General features: G+C 56.1%; 15 protein-coding genes. 11 read left to right on the forward strand and 4 right to left on the reverse strand.

Annotation, left to right across the window (positions count from 1 at the left end; genetic code table 11):
* Positions 1-236: 236 nt before the first annotated feature.
* The 5 genes from QML71_RS04800 to QML71_RS04820 are packed head-to-tail and all read left to right on the forward strand — an operon-like array spanning position 237 to position 5,307.
* Positions 237-1,127 (forward strand): polyprenyl synthetase family protein, encoded by an 891-nt coding sequence (locus tag QML71_RS04800; protein WP_282010770.1) that lies wholly within the window; start codon positions 237-239, stop codon positions 1,125-1,127.
* Between the two features lie 20 nt (positions 1,128-1,147).
* Positions 1,148-3,157 carry a 1-deoxy-D-xylulose-5-phosphate synthase gene (gene dxs / locus QML71_RS04805; RefSeq protein WP_282010771.1) on the forward strand — a complete coding sequence of 670 codons (2,010 nt, stop codon included), beginning with the start codon at positions 1,148-1,150 and terminating at the stop codon, positions 3,155-3,157.
* Positions 3,158-3,745 carry an imidazoleglycerol-phosphate dehydratase HisB gene (gene hisB / locus QML71_RS04810; RefSeq protein WP_282010772.1) on the forward strand — a complete coding sequence of 196 codons (588 nt, stop codon included), beginning with the start codon at positions 3,158-3,160 and terminating at the stop codon, positions 3,743-3,745.
* Positions 3,746-4,360 carry an imidazole glycerol phosphate synthase subunit HisH gene (hisH, locus tag QML71_RS04815; protein WP_282010773.1) on the forward strand — a complete coding sequence of 205 codons (615 nt, stop codon included), beginning with the start codon at positions 3,746-3,748 and terminating at the stop codon, positions 4,358-4,360.
* A 5-nt stretch (positions 4,361-4,365) separates the two neighbouring features.
* Complete coding sequence (locus tag QML71_RS04820) at positions 4,366-5,307, forward strand: DMT family transporter (RefSeq protein ID WP_282010774.1); 942 nt, start codon at positions 4,366-4,368, stop codon at positions 5,305-5,307.
* Here the strand turns inward: QML71_RS04820 and smpB are convergent, their stop codons facing one another.
* The 3 genes from smpB to mtaB are packed head-to-tail and all read right to left on the reverse strand — an operon-like array spanning position 5,308 to position 7,882.
* Positions 5,308-5,772, reverse strand: a complete 465-nt coding sequence (smpB, locus tag QML71_RS04825) for an SsrA-binding protein SmpB (protein ID WP_282010775.1) — start codon at positions 5,770-5,772, stop codon at positions 5,308-5,310. It abuts the gene before it with no gap.
* Between the two features lie 11 nt (positions 5,773-5,783).
* Positions 5,784-6,572: an SAM hydrolase/SAM-dependent halogenase family protein gene (locus tag QML71_RS04830; protein WP_282010776.1), complete on the reverse strand. Its 789-nt coding sequence runs from the start codon at positions 6,570-6,572 to the stop codon at positions 5,784-5,786.
* Positions 6,560-7,882: a tRNA (N(6)-L-threonylcarbamoyladenosine(37)-C(2))-methylthiotransferase MtaB gene (gene mtaB, locus QML71_RS04835; protein WP_282010777.1), complete on the reverse strand. Its 1,323-nt coding sequence runs from the start codon at positions 7,880-7,882 to the stop codon at positions 6,560-6,562. The genes QML71_RS04830 and mtaB overlap by 13 nt, the downstream gene beginning before the upstream one ends.
* Positions 7,883-8,077: 195 nt before the next feature.
* Here mtaB and QML71_RS04840 point away from each other — a divergent pair, with 195 nt between their 5' ends.
* The 5 genes from QML71_RS04840 (at position 8,078) to thiD (ending at position 13,640) form a co-directional block, all read left to right on the forward strand.
* A complete protein-coding gene (locus QML71_RS04840) occupies positions 8,078-8,344 on the forward strand; it encodes a helix-turn-helix domain-containing protein (protein WP_282010778.1) in 267 nt (88 codons plus the stop codon).
* Positions 8,326-9,078, forward strand: coding sequence for a sugar phosphate nucleotidyltransferase (locus tag QML71_RS04845; protein WP_282010779.1), 753 nt, complete (start codon positions 8,326-8,328; stop codon positions 9,076-9,078). The genes QML71_RS04840 and QML71_RS04845 overlap by 19 nt, the downstream gene beginning before the upstream one ends.
* A 38-nt stretch (positions 9,079-9,116) precedes the next feature.
* Complete coding sequence (gene glmU / locus QML71_RS04850; protein ID WP_282010780.1) at positions 9,117-10,322, forward strand: bifunctional sugar-1-phosphate nucleotidylyltransferase/acetyltransferase; 1,206 nt, start codon at positions 9,117-9,119, stop codon at positions 10,320-10,322.
* 10 nt (positions 10,323-10,332) lie between these two features.
* Positions 10,333-12,156 carry a glutamine--fructose-6-phosphate transaminase (isomerizing) gene (gene glmS, locus QML71_RS04855; protein ID WP_282010781.1) on the forward strand — a complete coding sequence of 608 codons (1,824 nt, stop codon included), beginning with the start codon at positions 10,333-10,335 and terminating at the stop codon, positions 12,154-12,156.
* A 95-nt stretch (positions 12,157-12,251) separates the two neighbouring features.
* On the forward strand, positions 12,252-13,640 hold the full coding sequence (gene thiD, locus QML71_RS04860) for a bifunctional hydroxymethylpyrimidine kinase/phosphomethylpyrimidine kinase (RefSeq protein WP_282010782.1): 1,389 nt from the start codon (positions 12,252-12,254) through the stop codon (positions 13,638-13,640).
* 7 nt (positions 13,641-13,647) lie between these two features.
* On the opposite strand, the gene QML71_RS04865 is transcribed toward thiD, so the two are convergent.
* The gene (locus QML71_RS04865) at positions 13,648-15,594 is read right to left on the reverse strand and encodes a SurA N-terminal domain-containing protein (protein ID WP_282010783.1); all 1,947 of its coding nucleotides are present in this window, start codon (positions 15,592-15,594) and stop codon (positions 13,648-13,650) included.
* Between the two features lie 249 nt (positions 15,595-15,843).
* On the opposite strand from QML71_RS04865, the gene QML71_RS04870 reads away from it, so the two are divergent.
* On the forward strand, positions 15,844-16,866 hold the full coding sequence (locus QML71_RS04870) for a rod shape-determining protein (protein ID WP_282010784.1): 1,023 nt from the start codon (positions 15,844-15,846) through the stop codon (positions 16,864-16,866).
* Position 16,867: the final 1 nt, after the last annotated feature.

Raw genomic sequence — 16,867 nt, forward strand, 5'->3', positions numbered from 1 at the left:
ATCGGGCAAAATACAGCTTCGATTCCCAAAGCGGATACGATTGTAAGGACCCGGTACCGGTTCCGACTACATCTAGGGAAAACTCTAGAAAAGGTTATTTTTCAATTAGTTTCGTGTTAGATCCTGAGCGGATAAAGGTTGACTGCCGTTGAAAGTGTGTTACCATCTTATTTTGTAAAATAGTGGATAAGTATTACTCCCGTAAATTTAATAAGATATAAGGGAAAAACGAAGCATTGCCCGCCGAAGATTATTTAGCCGAATGCAAGGAAATTATCGATGAGGCGATTCCCTTATTTCTTCCGGACGCAGACACATATCCGGTAAGCATCCATGAGTCGATGCACTACAGCCTGTCCGCTGGGGGGAAACGGCTGAGGCCCACCTTATTGATTGCCGCAGCGGAAGCGGTGGGTGGCGACCGCAATCATGTGCTTCCTTTTGCGGTGGCGGCGGAGTTCCTCCATACGTACACGCTGATTCACGACGACCTTCCTGCGCTCGACAACGACAGCCTGCGGCGGGGAAAGCCGACGAACCACAAGGTGTTTGGGGAAGCCATCGCCATTCTGGCGGGGGATGCGCTGCTCACCCAGGCGTTTGTGCTGATGACCAATGCCTTTTTGATGGAGGCGGTCCCACACGAGAACATCCTTCGCGCATCCCACGAAATGGCTCAGGCGCTGGGTTCGACCGGGGTGATCGGTGGCCAGGTTGTGGACCTGGAATCGGAAGGGAAGCCCATTGAAGCTTCCACGCTGGAATACATTCATATTTACAAAACGGGCTTCTTTTTCAAATCCTGTGTCCGGGTCGGCGCGATCCTGGGCCGGGCGGATGGAAAGCAATTGGGAGCTCTGTCCCGGTTCGGGGCACATATTGGTTTGGCCTTTCAAATTATAGATGATATCCTCGATATCGTCGGTGACAAGGCAACACTGGGTAAGGATGTCGGCAGCGATGTCAGTAAAAACAAGGCAACGTATCCGGCTTTGTTCGGCTTGGAGGAATCCAGGAAAAAAGCCGACAGTTTGGTGGAGGAGGCCATCAGCAGTTTGGGTGATTTTGATGAACGCGCTAATCCTCTCCGGGAAATCGCCCGCTTTTTTGTTCAACGGAGTTTTTAAATAAATTAAGTGGAATCGTTATGAGCAAATTCTTGCAAAAAATCAACAGTCCCCAGGACGTGAAAAGTTTGAACCGTGAAGACCTGCCGGATCTGGCAGCGGAAATTCGCGATGCCCTGTTGAACACCATTTCCAAAACGGGGGGGCACCTGGGTTCGAACATGGGCGTGGTGGAGTTGACCATCGCCCTGCACTATGTCTATGAAAGCCCCAAAGACATGTTCATCTGGGATGTGGGCCACCAGAGTTATGTGCACAAACTGTTGACCGGACGCAAGGAACGGTTTCACACGCTGCGCCAGTACGATGGATTGAGCGGGTTCACCAAGCGTGAAGAGAATGAACACGATCACTGGAATTGCGGCCACGGCGGCACGTCCATTTCCGCGGCGGTGGCCTTCGCCAAGGCGCGCGACCTGAAAAAAGAAGATTACAACGTGCTGGCTGTCATCGGCGATGGGTCGATGACTGCGGGCATGGCATTTGAAGGCCTGAATCACACCGGTCATTTGCAGACCGACATGGTGGTGGTGCTCAACGACAACGAGATGTCGATCTCGACCAACGTCGGCGGCATGTCGGCGCATCTGAGCCAGATCATGACCGGGCAGGTGATGACCAAGATCAAGCGCGAGATCGACCAGCTTTTACTCGCCATTCCGGGCATCGGCAAAGATATCTCCCACTATGCGCACAAACTGGACGAAGCCATCAAGGGTGTGTTCATCCCCGGGCGGTTGTTCGAAGACCTCGGATTCCGTTACATCGGGCCGGTGGACGGACACAACACGGAAGCGTTGATCGATTGCTTTGAGTCCATTAAAGATTTGAAGGGACCGACGCTGGTCCATGTCATCACGCGCAAGGGCAAAGGTTATAAAGTGGCTGAAGATGAAGCCGATGTGTGGCACGGCGCTTCTCCGTTTGATATCGAAACCGGAACGTTTCACAAGAAAGCCTCGAACCCGAACTACACCTCGGTGTTTGCACAGGCCATGATCGATCTGGCCAAGGAAGACGAAAGCATCATCGGCATCACCGCCGCCATGCCGGACGGCACGGGCATCAGCAAGTTCGGCAAGGAATTTCCGGAACGGACCTTCGACGTCGGCATGGCCGAGCAGCACGCGGTGGACTTCGCCGGGGCCATGGCTCTGAAAGGACTGCGTCCGGTTGCGGCCATTTATTCCACGTTTCTGCAGCGGGCCTACGACCAGGTGGTGCACGATGTCTGCCTGATGAACATTCCGGTTGTATTCGCCATGGACCGCGCCGGTATCGTTGGTGAAGACGGGGCCACGCATCAGGGTCTGTACGACATCGCGTACCTGCGCACGTTGCCGAACATGGTGATCATGGCGCCGAAAGATGAAAATGAAATGCGTCACATGCTGAAAACCGCCATCTATCACGATGGCCCCGCCGCACTGCGTTACCCGCGGGGAGCGGGGTTGGGTGTCGATCTCGACCCCAAAATGAAGGAACTGGAAATCGGCAAGGGCGAGGTCATTCAGGATGGCAAGGACATCGCACTCATCGCCTATGGCCACATGGTGCGCCCGGCGGAAGAGGTGGCGGCGAAACTCGAAGAAAAAGGCATCAGCGTTGCGGTCATCAATGCCCGCTTCGTCAAACCGTTGGATGAAGAACTGGTTCTGCGTTATGCGCATTCCACGCAGTGCATGGTGACTCTGGAGGAACATTCCGTGCAGGGCGGGTTCGGTTCCGCTGTGCTGGAAGCGCTTCATAAGGAGCCAAGCGAACGGGCGTTTCAGGTGAAATGCATCGGTGTGGGCGATCTCGTTGTCGAGCACGGAGCGCCTGCGCTGGTACGCCGGGATCTTAAAATAGACCACAACGGCCTGCTCGAAACCATTTCCGACTTTTATGATCAGGTCATGGAAATTTCCCCGGTTGCGGGAATGGGGCATCAGGGCAATGGCAATCACAATCATTCATCCAACGGAAATAAAGAAAACGTTGCAAACCCCCCTCTCAGGAGCGACCTGAGAAAATCGGCTATCTTGTAAATGGACAGATGCTCCCAGATCAAACGCAAAACCAGCGAAACCGAAATTGAAGTCAGCCTGGTCATCGACGGCAGCGGGCAAAGCGAGATTCAGACCCCCATTCCGTTCCTCGACCACATGTTGGCGCAACTGACCCGCCACGGATATTTCGATCTTCAACTGAAAGCCAAAGGTGACATCGAGATCGATTTCCACCACACGGTGGAGGATGTCGGCATCACCCTGGGGCAGGCCTTCGACAAGGCGCTGGGCGATAAAAAAGGCATCCGCCGTTTTGCCAGTTCCAGCGTTCCTCTCAACGAAGCGCTGGCCGAGTGCGTGGTGGATATCAGTGGACGTTCCTTTTTCGTGTTCAACATCGACCTCCCCAAAACCAAACTCGGTCAGTTCGACGTGGAGTTGGTGCCGGAGTTCTTCCAGGCGTTTTCCGCCAACAGCGGCATCACCCTGCACATGAACTCGCCCTATTGGAGCAACCTGCATCATATCGTCGAAGCGTCGTTCAAGGCGTTTGCGAAGGCGCTCGACCAGGCCTGCGCGCTGGACCCGCGGTCGGACGTGATTCCCTCCACCAAGGGCAAATTGTAAATGATCGCCATCATCGACTACGGGATGGGCAACCTGCGGTCGGTGCACAAAGCCTTCGAGGCCGTCGGCGCCGATGCCTGCGTCACCCGCGATCCGGCGGCCATCGCTTCCGCCCATTCCGTTGTGCTCCCCGGCGTCGGCGCGTTCAAGGATTGCATGGCCAATCTCGACCAGCTGGGCCTGATCGATCCCGTTCGCAAGTCCATCCAGAGCGGCAAGCCGTTCCTTGGCATTTGTCTCGGATTGCAGTTGCTGTTCGAACAGAGCGTCGAGTTCGGCACGGTGCCGGGACTGGGTGTGCTGCCGGGCAAGGTGATCCGATTCGACTTTGACGACGCCAGCGATCTCAAAGTGCCGCACATGGGCTGGAACACGTTGAACCTCAAAAAGAGTTCGCCGCTGTTCGACCCGGCGGAACCGCATCCTTATTTTTATTTCGTTCACTCTTACTACGTGATGCCGGACAATGCAGATACCGTGGTCACCACCACCCAGTATGGCCGCGAGTTTGTGTCCGGGATTGAATATCAGAATATCCACGCCTTCCAATTCCATCCGGAAAAAAGCCAGAAAGCCGGCCTGAAATTGCTGGAAAAGTTCGCGCAGTTGAACTGATCCTCATGCCCGGAACCGATTACACGCGCGGGATCTTTTTTGCCCTGAGCACAGCGGTGTTGTGGGGCCTGTTGCCGGTTTTCATGAAAATCGCGTTGCAGGATTTTTCTCCCGGCTCGATCGTCTGGTTCCGCTTTGTGTTTGCCTTCCTGGCGCTGTGGTTGTTTCTGCGCGTCAAACGCCAACCTCCGGAACGCATCCTCACCCGGCCGCCTTTGTTTGGAATCCTTGCGGGCCTGTGCCTGTCCGGAAACTACTATTATTTTCTGCGCGGCATCAGCGCCAGCTCCCCGTCCAACGCGGCGGTGCTCATCCAGATTGCGCCGGTGATGGTGGTGTTGATCGGCGTCGCCGTGTTCAAGGAACGGTTCTCGCGCCAGCAGGCGGGCGGACTGGGCATTGCCGTCTTGGGCTTCCTTTTGTTTTTCAGCGACCAGCAGTCGCAGGCGACGGACCTCGGCCTCTATACCGCGGCCAATGGTTTCGTGCTGATCGCCGGGGCGTTGTGGGCGGCGTACATGACTTTCCAGAAGTCGCTGGCGCCGCAATACGCGGCACAGCAGTTGAACCTGTTGGTGTATGGCGTCGCCGGAGTGGTGCTGGTCAGCACGGTGAGTTGGGAGGATTACAGCGGAGCCGGTGTGGTGGCGTGGGGGCTTTTGGTTTTTCTCGGCATCAACACGTTGTTGGCCTACGGTTTTCTGGCGGAAGCGATCAAACACATTCCATTGTGGTTGATCAGCGTGATCGTCACTCTCAACCCGTTCATCACGCTGGTCGTGATGGAGGCACTCCCCCATCTCATTCCAGGGCTGGTGGAGCCGGAACGGATCGGCCTGCTGGGTTACCTGGGCGCGGCGACCGCCATCGGCGGGGTCATTCTGGTGATCCTGCGAAGAGAGGCCGGAGCCGAACCTCCGGTTGTCGGGCCACGCGGTTCCGATTGATCACTTGAGGTCGCCCTTCATGGCCTTGCGGATTTCGCGGTCGGCGTCGCGTTTCTTGATGGTTTCGCGCTTGTCGTGCTGTTTTTTGCCTTTGGCGATGGACAGCTCCACCTTGGCGATGCCCCCTTTGAAGTAAATCTTGAGCGGAATCAGGCTGCATCCTTTTTCCTGGCTGGCGCCGATGAGGCGATTGATTTCTTTCCGGTGCAGCAGCAGCTTGCGTTTGCGCATCGGGTCGTGGTTGAATTGTGTCGCCGGCGTGTACGGGCTGATGTGGCAGTTGTACAGATACACCTCGTTGCGTTCGACCCAGGCGTAGGCGTCCAGCAGGCTGGCGCGGCTCTCACGAAGGGCTTTCACCTCCGTACCCATCAGCGCGATGCCCGCCTCCATGGTTTCCTCGATGAAATAATCGTGGCGGGCTTTTTTGTTCTGGCAGACGATTTTGATATTGTTGTCGGTCATGCGAGCCTTTATTACCGGGCCTGGGTGACGCGCACCGGGGTCCCGATTTTAACTTTTAGCTTTTCAGCCGCATTGTTTTCCCGATAAAAAATTTCGAGGGCATGCCAGCTGTTGATGATGACTCCCGGTGAACCTTCTCTTGCTTCGGAGTAACTGTTGACCGGGCCTTTCAGCGTTTTGCGCGCCAGTTGCACTTCCAGACTTTCGGGATGTTCAAACACACCCTCCAGCAAACCGGCGTCGATGTTGGTGGTCAGGTTGCCGAAGTGATCGACATAAATGACTTCCCCTGAAATCGTCTTGCCGTCGAATTTGGGCAGCGGCCAGTCCAGCGTTTCCGGATCGGCGATCTTGTGGCCGAATGCCCGCAAGGTTTTGCCCTGCGCCAGCCATGCCGCCACCGGCGAAAAGATGTCGCGCCCGTGAAAGGTGGTCGAGACGTCTTTCAAAAAATACTTTTCAGCGGTCAGTTCGTAACACAGGGCCTGTGAATCGATCACCGATGTGAACACGCCGTTGTCCGGGCCGACAAACCAGTAACCGTTGTTCTTGATCCCAATGGGCCGGCGTACGCCGCCGACGCCGGGGTCCACCACCACCACGTGCACGGTGCCTTTCGGGAAATAAGAGTGCGCGGTTTTCACCACCAGTGCCGCCTGTAAAATATTCTGCGGACGGATCTGATGCGTGAGGTCCACCAGTTGTGCATCGGGCGCAATGTTCAGGATCACGCCTTTCATGATGCCGACGTACGGATCGTTGAGTCCGAAATCCGTGGTGAGGGTGATTACAGGATGCATCCGGAAACCTGTTGGCCGTAAACATCCTGAATGTGGACTGGCACGATCTGATTCATCAGTGTGTCTTCTTCGTCGATGAGAACCGGGATGAAGTTTTCGGAATGACCGCGCAACCGGCCCGTTGCGGGATCGCGGCTGCTTTCAACCAGAACAGAAAGCGTGTGGCCCTCCAGCCGTTGCCGGAAAGCCAGCGCCTTGTCCCGGCCCAGTTCCGTCAGCCTCCGGTTGCGTTCTTTTTTCACTGCCTTGGGCACGTCGTTTTTCATGCGAAACGCATCCGTTCCCTGGCGTGGTGAATAGCTGAACACGTGCAGGTAGGTGAAGGGCAACTCCTCCACCAACCGGTATGTGTTCTCGTACATGGCATCGGTTTCTCCTGGAAACCCAACGATGACATCCGCACCCAGACCGAGGTGGTCAATGCGCTCGGCGGCCCGCTCGACCACGGTGCGGTAATTGCCGGAGTCGTAGTTGCGTTTCATCCCGGCAAGGACCGTGTCGTCCCCGCTTTGCAACGGGATGTGAAAATGCGGGCAGATGTTGTCGCGCTCCGCCATCAGGTCGATCAGATGATCGTCGATCTCCATCGGGTTGATGCTGCTGATACGCAGGCGGAAGTCCCCATCGAGATTGGCGATGTCTTCCACCAAAGAGGAAAATGTTTCCGGCGGCGATTTGTCCATGCCATAGGTGCCCAGATTGATGCCGGTCAGCGTGATTTCCTTGAAGCCGGCATCGAGCGAACAGCGCACGTTGTTGAGAATGTTTTCCCGCTCGTCGCTGATGGAGCGGCCGCGCGCCCGCGCTACGGTGCAGAACGTGCACGATTCATCGCACCCGGTTTGAACCTTGATGAAGGCCTTCGACTTGCCACCGAATTCCGTCACCGGAATGGTTTTGAAATCCCAGCTCTTGGTGATGTCGGTCATCACCACTTCGGGATCGCCGAACACGTCCCTGCTTTGGAGGTGTTCGAGCCGCCGGCGGATGGCTGCAAGGATTTCCAGCTTGTTGGCGTTGCCCAGCAGCACGTCCAGTCCGGAAATCTGCCGGACTTCTTCCGGGTTGTTCTGCGCGTAACAACCGGTGAAGACGACCATGGCGTCTTCGTTGATGGCCAAAGACCGCTTGACCGCCTGCCGGGAACTGGCGTCGCTTTTGGCCGTCACGGTGCAGGAGTTGATGACGTAAATGTCCGCCGGGTGGTTTGCATCGACGATGGTAAACCCCTCATTTTCCAGAAGCGTTTGCATCTCCGCGGTGTCGTTCTGGTTGGTCCGGCAACCGAGTGTGCTGAAGGCGACTTTCATGGTTCATGCATCAACAGAAATTCATATTGAAAATTCATATTAAACGAGGCGTTTATACCGAATCAACCGATAAATCCCCGCCTTGTCCCGGCTTGGGGCTTTTCGGTTGACCCCCCATGGGGAGTTTGCTACATTGCTTCCACCTTACCCCATCCCTTTATAAATTGACTGTCACCAACGTATCCGGGCGTCTTCATGGATAAAACTTCCAAAGATATTCGCTGTTTTTTGGAAAAATGGCTCCATAAGAGTGTCAAGCAATACGTCTCCGAGATGGATGGGAATGAAAAGGGAGATCTTTACGGCCTCCTGGTTTGTGGATTGGAAAAACCCCTTCTTGAAATTGTGCTGGAAGAAACCCAGGGCAACCAAACCAAAGCGGCCAACATTCTGGGGATCAACCGCAACACTCTCCGTAAAAAAGTTCAGGAATACAGGATTCAATGCAAGGCCAAGGTTTAGCGGTCATCATCCTTGCGGCGGGGCAGGGCAAGCGCATGCAGTCGGACCTGCCCAAGGTGCTGCACCCGCTGGCAGGGCGGCCGCTTTTGGTCCACGTCCTGGACGGAGTGCAGGCTCTGGCCCCGGAGCGGATATTGATTGTAGTGGGCTACCAGGCCGACCGCGTGCGCCCGGTCTGTGCGGGCTATCCTGTTGAGTTTGTAGAACAAACTGAGCAACTCGGTACCGGTCATGCGGTGATGCAGGCCGAGGCCGCGCTTCAGGATTTCACCGGCGATGTCCTGATTTTGTGCGGGGACATGCCGCTGATCCGTCCCGAAACGCTGCGTCCCCTCCTGCTCAGTCATCGCGCATCCCAGGCACCCTGTACGCTGCTGAGTCTGAAATCCAACGAAAAGAAAGATTTCGGACGGGTGATCCGGCAGGCCGATGGCAGCGTCGGGCGCATTGTGGAAAACAAGGACGCCAGCCCCGAGGAAAAAACAGTTGACGAATACAATTCGGGAGTTTATTGTTTTGAAAAGAGTATTCTTTTCAAGGCTTTAAAGGGTATTGGCCATCGCAACGCCCAACAGGAATACTACCTGACCGATACCGTCTCCCGCATCACGGAGGGGGGGCAGGCCATCCAGGCCATTCAAACCGGGGACGCCTCCGAAATTTTTGGTATCAATTCCATCGAGGATCTCAACACCGCGGAGCAACTTTTTTCCGAGCGCGCCTCGAACTCCTGAGCAGCCTGTCTTCACGTTTTGTTCTTAAGGAATCATAGATGAAAGCGGTCATCCTTGCGGCAGGAAAAGGCAACAACCTGACTCCTTTTTCCGATACCCGTCCCAATCCCATGCTCTGTGTGGCCGGCCGCTATCTGTTCAACCACTGCCTCGACCTGTTGCAGAAAGCGGGCATCAGCGATGTCTATGTGGTGGTGGGGCACCAGAAGGAAAAGCTGTTGGAAGAGGTGCATCAGCACGCGCTCAATGGCGTCAACCTGAACGTCGTCGAACAGAAAAAGCAGGCGGGCATTGGCGATGCGGTCATGCAGGTGCGCGACAAAATTTTGCACGGCGAATACTTCATGCTGATTTACGGGGATATCGTCACCGCCGAGAACATTTTCAGTAAAACCCAGCAATCGTTCCACACATTCAAATCGCCGGTGGCCTCGATCTGCCTGCCGCCGTCCAACGACATGTTCGGCAACGTATTTCTGAACGCGAACATGAAGATCACGCGCATCATCGAAAAGCCCAAGGGCGACAATCTGGGCAATTACGTGTTGTCCGGGGTGTACATTCTGCCCGAAACGTTTTTCGACCTCCTGCAGAAGAACAAGCGGTCGATGGAGAAAACGATCAAGGCGCTGGTGGACGGTGAGGGCCTGCGCGCCTCGATGTGGGAAGAGGACTGGCTGGATATCGTGTACCCGTGGGAGATCCTCACCGCGAACCAGATCATCATGGATTGCTGGGAGGAATCGTCCATCGCCAAAACGGCGAAACTGGAATCCAACGTCACCATCACCGGCACCGTGCGCATCGAAGAGGGCGTGCGCATCAAAGCCGGGGCGGTGCTGGAAGGGCCGTGTTCCATCGGCGCGGGCAGCTACATCGGCAACAATTCGCTCATCCGCAGTTACACGGCGGTGGGCGCGAACTGCTCCGTCGGCTACGGCGTGGAATTGAAAAACTGCGTCATCCACAAAAATTCCCGGGTTGGACGTTTGTCCTTCATCGGTGACAGCGTTCTGGGGGAGAATGTAGATATCGGGGCGGGCACCATGACCGTCAACCGCACCATGACCTGGGAGCCGGTGGAAGTGAAGTATAATAAGAAAACGTTCAAGACGGGACGCAACAAGCTGGGCGCCTTCATCGGCGACAACGTGGTCATCGGTGCGGGCAACACCATTGAGCCCGGCATTGTGATCCCTTCGGGCAAATTCCTGCCTTCTCATTATTCTGTCAAAAACAGCTAGCGGATAAACTATGTGTGGCATCACCGGCGCGGTCGGACTGAAGGACATTTCGAATCAACTGTTCGAAGGCATTCGCAATCTCGAATACCGGGGGTATGACTCCTGCGGGGTGGCGATGATGAACGGACAGCGGTCGATCGTCGTCAAAAAGAATGTCGGTTACGTGGAAGACGTTTATAAGAAAGAAAACGTCCTGCATCATAAAGGCAATACCGGCATCGCTCACACCCGCTGGGCCACGCATGGCCAGGTGACGAAGGGCAACACGCATCCCTTTCTGTCCTGCGACAAAAAATTCGCGGTGGTGCACAACGGCATCATTTCCAATTACCAGGCATTGCGCAAGCAGCTTCAGGCCGAAGGCCACAAGTTCGGTTCCGACACCGACACCGAAGTCGTGCCACACCTGCTCGAAAAATATTATCAGGAAACCGGTGCGGTGGAGGCGGCGTTCGTCAGCACGCTGCGCCAGTTGGAAGGCTCGTTTGCGATCGCCTTCATCTGCCTGCCGCAGCCCGACCTCATCTACTGCGCCCGCCGGGAATCGCCGCTGCTTCTCGGCATCGACGATGAGGTGAAGTACGTCGGCTCCGATTTCAACGCCTTCATCGATCACACCAAAAACGCGGTCATCCTGGACGACGATGAGTACGCCATCGTTTCCAAGGACGCCTACATGGTGAAGAGCAGCATCACGCAGGAAGAAGTCTCCAAGCCGGTGACCCGTATTGAATGGGACAGCGAGACCACGCGCAAGGGCGGTTACCCACATTACATGCTGAAAGAAATTTACGAGCAGCCGCAGACCATCAGCAACGCGCTGGACGTGGACGAAAAAAACCTGGATGCTTTTGTGGACCTGCTGGACCGCAAGCAGACCTCGCACCTGGTGGGCGTCGGCACCACATTTTACGTGACCATGTATGCGAACTACATTTTCAGCCAGGTAGCGGGGAAGTACATTCCGGCCATCAGTTCGGATGAATTCGTTTCCCTGTCGCCGGCGGACAAGGAAAGTTTTGTGCTGGCCATTTCGCAATCCGGCGAAACTTACGACACCATTTCCGCGCTCAAGCATGCGAAGGCGCAAGGAGCGGCAACGGGCGCCCTGGTCAATGTGATGGGATCGACCATTTCGCGTCTGGTGGATCGAGTGATCCTGCAAGGATCGGGGCCGGAGATCTGCGTGATCAGCACCAAGGCGGCGTTGGCACAGATGGTGATCCTGACGCACATGGCGCTGAAGCTGGGGCTGCGGCGCAAGCGTCTCACCGAACGCCAGTACAAAACATCGCTCAAGGCGTTGCAGGACTTGCCGGAAATCATCAACGGCATCCTCAACGAACGTTCCGGGTTCATCCATCGCATCGCGCACCAGCACCGCAACGTCAAAAACTGGCTGTATCTCGGACGCGGCATTTACTACCCCATCGCGCTGGAGTCGGCGCTCAAAATGAAAGAAGTCGCGTACGTTCACGCCGAGGGCATGCCCTGTGGATTTCTGAAACACGGCACCCTGGCGATGATCGACGACGACGTGTATTCCATTGTCTTCGTCCCGCCCAAAAGCGACAAGACGATGTACCAGGCGACGCTGGCCAGCATCGCGGAAATCCGTGCGCGGTCGGGATTCGTGCTGGGCATTCATTTCGATGAACGCGGCAAGGACAAGGAACAGTTCAGCGAAGAGTTGATCATCCCGCAGGTTCCCGAAATCGTCGCCCCCTTCATCCATCTGGTCATCTCCCAACTGTTTGCCTACTTCACCGCCACCTCGCTGAAACGCAATGTGGACAAGCCGCGCAGCCTTGCGAAATCGGTGACAGTAGGCTAGGCTGTGCATCCGTTCCGCCAATGATCTCCCTGCAAAGGGAATCCCGTGTGGCGGCGACCGAACTCATTCATCCAACCCATCACCATGAATAGCTCATGAAAACCGTTCAAACCGTACTGACCGTTGGCGGCTCGGATTCTTCCGGAGGGGCCGGGGTGCCTGCCGATATCAAAACCATCACCGCGCACGATTTGTTTGCCACCTCGGTGATCGCATCCATCACCATCCAGAATTCGCAGGGCGTCAAAACCGCCTACGACCTGGAAGAAGCGGTGGTGGCGGACCAGTTGCAAACCATCCTCGAAGACGGCAAACCCGCTGCGGTCAAAACCGGCATGCTGGGCAACGAAGAAATCGTTGCATGCGTTGCCCGCCTGTTCAAAAAATTCAGAGTGAAACATCTGGTGATCGACCCGGTGATCCGTTCGTCCAACGGAACGGCGTTGTTGTCCAAAAAGGGCGTGAGCATTTTGAAGGATGAATTGCTGCCGTTGGCGCAATTGGTGACGCCGAACCTGCCGGAAGCGGAAGCGCTTTCCGGCGTTCGCATTCGCAACGACAAGGATATGAAGAAAGCGGCGCGGGAGATTCTAAAGACCGGCGTCAAAAGTGTGCTCATCAAGGGCGGTCATGCCAAAAAGAACGCCGACGACTGGCTGTTCGACGGCAAGCAGTCGTGGGTGTTTGCTTCCGATCGGCTGGCCAACGAAAACCTGCACGGCACCGGTTGCGCCCTGGCTTCGGCGATTGCCTGCGGACTGGCCAAGGGCCGGCCCCTGCATGAGGCGGTGGAGCATGCCAAGGGATTCATCCAGGCGGCGATCGGCGGCGGCGTGCAGGCGGGGAAGGGCAAGGGCCATGTCGATCCCTTTGCGCAGGCGACGCAGGTGCGTCAACGGTTCGAGTTGTTGCAGGGGGTGTCGGCGGCGCTGGAAGTGTTGAAGGCCAATCACATCGGCCACCTGATTCCGGAAGTGCAGTCCAACCTCGGCGTGGGCATTCCGGAAGCGAGCCGGGTGGAAGACGTCATCGCCATTCCCGGGCGCATCATCAAGCTGGGCGATGAAATCCGTACCGTGGCTTCGCCGCAGTTTGGCGCATCGCGGCACGTGGCCAAGATCGTGCTCACGGCGATGCGGTTCGATCCCACCATGCGCGCGGTGATGAACATCAAGTTCAGCGACACGATTCTCAACGCCTGCAAGCGTCTCAAGTTTCGCATTGCCTCGTTCGACCGCGCGAAGGAACCGAAGTCGGTCAAGCAGTTGGAGGGGTCGTCCCTGGAGTGGGGCACCTACAACGCCATCGAACGGTTCGGCAAGGTGCCGGACATCATTTACGATCTGGGCGGACAGGGCAAGGAGGAGATGATCCGCGTGCTGGCGCCGGACATCGGAACGCTGCTGGACCGGATCTTAAAAATTCACCAGACCGCGTTGCGCATCCGTCCGGCCAAAGAGACCGACCGCTGGCGCAAACGCTGACGGTCGATCAGAGCAGCGTTTTATCGACGAGGATATTGGCTTTCGCCTTGGCCTGGTCCAGCCAGTTGCGGAACACGATGTCGGCCTTCTGCTGTTTCAGGCGTTTGTACATCTCCTGAATTTCTTTCTTCGTCGGCTCTTCCGCGTTCTGCAGGTCCACCACCTGGATCAGATAATAAGCCTGCGGCGACTCACCCATGGTGGTTTCGCCGGGCTTCGTCTGAAACGCCTTGTTCTTGATCGACTGGATATTGCCGATGCCGGGGATGGAGTCGGTCTGGCTGAAATAAGGCGTCTCCTGCACTTCCAGCGAGTTGGTCTTCGCCAGTGCTTCCAGACCCCGGTTCTTTGCCAGTTGTTCCCCCATCTGCTCAAACTTGGCCTTCGTCACTTCGACATGGCGGCTGTTCATGAACGCGTCTTGTACTTGAGAGCGAATCGCGTCCAGTTCCGGAACGAAGGGCGGCTTGCGCTCGACCACCTTGATGAGAAAGGATGCTTCGAAGGTATTGAGCGGTGCGCTGACCACGTTGTCCTTAAGGGTGAAGGCGGTGTTGAAAAATTCCGGGACCATGCCGATGTTGGGAATATCGTGATCCTGCCCTGAAAAGAAGCCGGTGGTTTGCGTCGTTTGCTCGAACTTTTGGGCGCCACGCGCCAGATCGTTGTCCTTCTCAGCGGAGTTGAAGATTTTTTTGGCGATACGGCGGATGCGTTGCGTCGCTTTCATCTTCTTCAATTTTTCGACGATCTCATCCTTCACCTCTTCAAGCGGTTTCAACCGTTCCTCGTGCATTTCCTCCAACTTGATCAGGTGAAAGCCGAACGGCGTCTGCACCGGCTGGGAAATGTCCCCCGGCTTCATGGTTTCCAGCGCCGCTTCGAACTCCCCGACCATGGTGCCTTTGGGGAACTGCCCCAGGTCGCCGCCGTTGGCGCCAGACGTCCTGTCGTCGGAGTGTTCCTTCGCCATCTCCTCGAAGGACTTGCCGTCTTCTTTGATCTTTTTAAGAATGTCTTCCGCCTTGGCTTTGGCCTTGGCCTCCGATGCGTTCAGCTTTTTCTCTTTTTCATCGACCGGCAGGTCGTCGCCGCCCAGCGTGTTCAGCTCGGTGCGGACAAGGATGTGTTTCGCCTTGTAGCGTTTCTTGATCAGATAGTCGCCCTGGTTGTTGGTGTAGTAATCCTTGGTGTCCTCATCGTACACCTTGATGTCATCCAGCACCTGGTCCGGCGTCAGCTTGACATACTGCACCTTGATCTGGACCGGAACTTCGAAGTCGCGCTTGTGCGCTTCATAATATTGTTGCAACTGCGTGTCGGTCGGGGTGATCTGTGACTGGTAGTAGTCTTTCGGAAACTCCGCGTAGTTGATTTTGACCTTGCGCTTTTCCTTAACGAGCGCTTCCCGCACTTCGGCGTCGGAGACCTGCGTGTTGTCCTTGATGATCGATTCCACTTTTTCCATGAGCAGCAGCTGGCGCTGGTTGTCTTCAAACTCCTGAGCCGACATGCGGTTGTAGGTCAGGAAGTTGTCGTAGATGCCGCGGCTGAATTTATTGTCTCTCTGGAAATTGGGATTGCTCAAGATGCGGTCGGCCAGTTCCGCATCACTGATGTGGATGTCCTGCTTTTTGGCTTCCATGAGCAGCAGTTTTTTCTGGATGATGGCTTCCAGCGCGGAGTTTTTCAGATCCATCTTCTCGATCATGTCTTCCGAAAAGCGGCTCTGAAACTGGTCGCGGTAAAAACTGACGAGGTTGTCGAACGAGCGGTCGTATTCCGCGAGGGTGATGTTCGTCCCGTTAATACTGCCCAGAATTCCGCTGCGGCCCGCGACATTGCCCCCCATGCCCCAGGAATAAAAAATGGTGCCGAGGAAGGCGAAAACGATGAGCCACAGGATGCTCTTGATCATCCACGAATCCGCATGTTGTCGGATCAAATTCAGCATGCAAACACTCCAAGTCCCGAAAAAATAATGTTAAAATCGACCTGTCATCTTATAGAACCCGGTTTCCGGACGCAAGTCTTTATTCCCAAACCGCTTCCGCTACGGCACTTGGCCATTGTACCGCATCCACCGGCAGAGGGGGAGGGGGCCATTTTTAGTGATTGCATTTTCGGCATCTGCTTGTTATATATTAAGTTCTAAAAAAACAAGTATTTACCAAGCCTTTACTCACTCCTACAGGATATTTGCGTGTTCAATTTATTCGCCGATCTGTTTTCCAACGACCTCGCCATCGATCTCGGGACCGCGAACACTCTGGTTTACGTAAAAGGCCGGGGGGTGGTGCTGCGCGAACCGTCGGTGGTGGCCATCAACAGCCATAACAAGGAAATCCTGGCGGTGGGCGAAGAGGCCAAGCAGATGCTGGGCCGGGCGCCAGGGAGCATCCAGGCCATTCGGCCGATGAAGGACGGGGTCATCGCGCATTTCGAGGAAACCCAGCAGATGATCAGCCATTTCATCCGCAAGGTGCACAACAACCGCAAGACCTTTGTGTCGCCGCGCGTGATCATCGCCATTCCGTCCGGCGTGACGCAGGTGGAAAAGCGCGCCGTGCGCGATTCCGCCCATTCTGCGGGCGCGCGTGAGGTGTTTCTGATTGAGGAGCCCATGGCCGCCGCCATCGGCGTCGATCTACCCATTCAGGAGCCGACCGGCAACATGATCATCGACATCGGCGGTGGCACCACGGAAGTGGCCATCATGTCGCTGTCCGGCACCGTGTACAGCAAGTCCGTGCGCGTGGCGGGCGATGAAATGGACGAGGCCATCGTCAATTACGTCAAAAAGAAATACAACCTGCTGATCGGCGAACGCACGGCGGAGAGCGTGAAAATCCAGATCGGCACCGCTTACCCGACCGATCCGCGGCAGACCATGGAGATCAAAGGCCGCGACCTGGTGGCCGGAATCCCGAAAACGCTCGTCATCTCCGACGAGGAGATCGCCGAAGCCCTGCAGGAAATTTTCGGCACGATTGTGGAGTCGGTGAAGATCGCGCTCGAACGCACGCCGCCGGAGCTGGCGGCGGACATCGTGGACAAGGGCGTGGTGCTGGCTGGCGGCGGCGCCTTGATCCGCGGCCTCGACACCCTGCTGCGCGAAGCCACCGGGCTGCCCGTCACCGTGGCCGACGATCCTCTGTCTGCGGTGGCAAACGGTGTCGGCAAATTGTTGTCGGATCCCAAACTCCTGAAAAAAGTCGCCTTGTGAC

It is taken from the genome of Nitrospina watsonii, assembly GCF_946900835.1.
Taxonomy (GTDB): domain Bacteria; phylum Nitrospinota; class Nitrospinia; order Nitrospinales; family Nitrospinaceae; genus Nitrospina; species Nitrospina watsonii.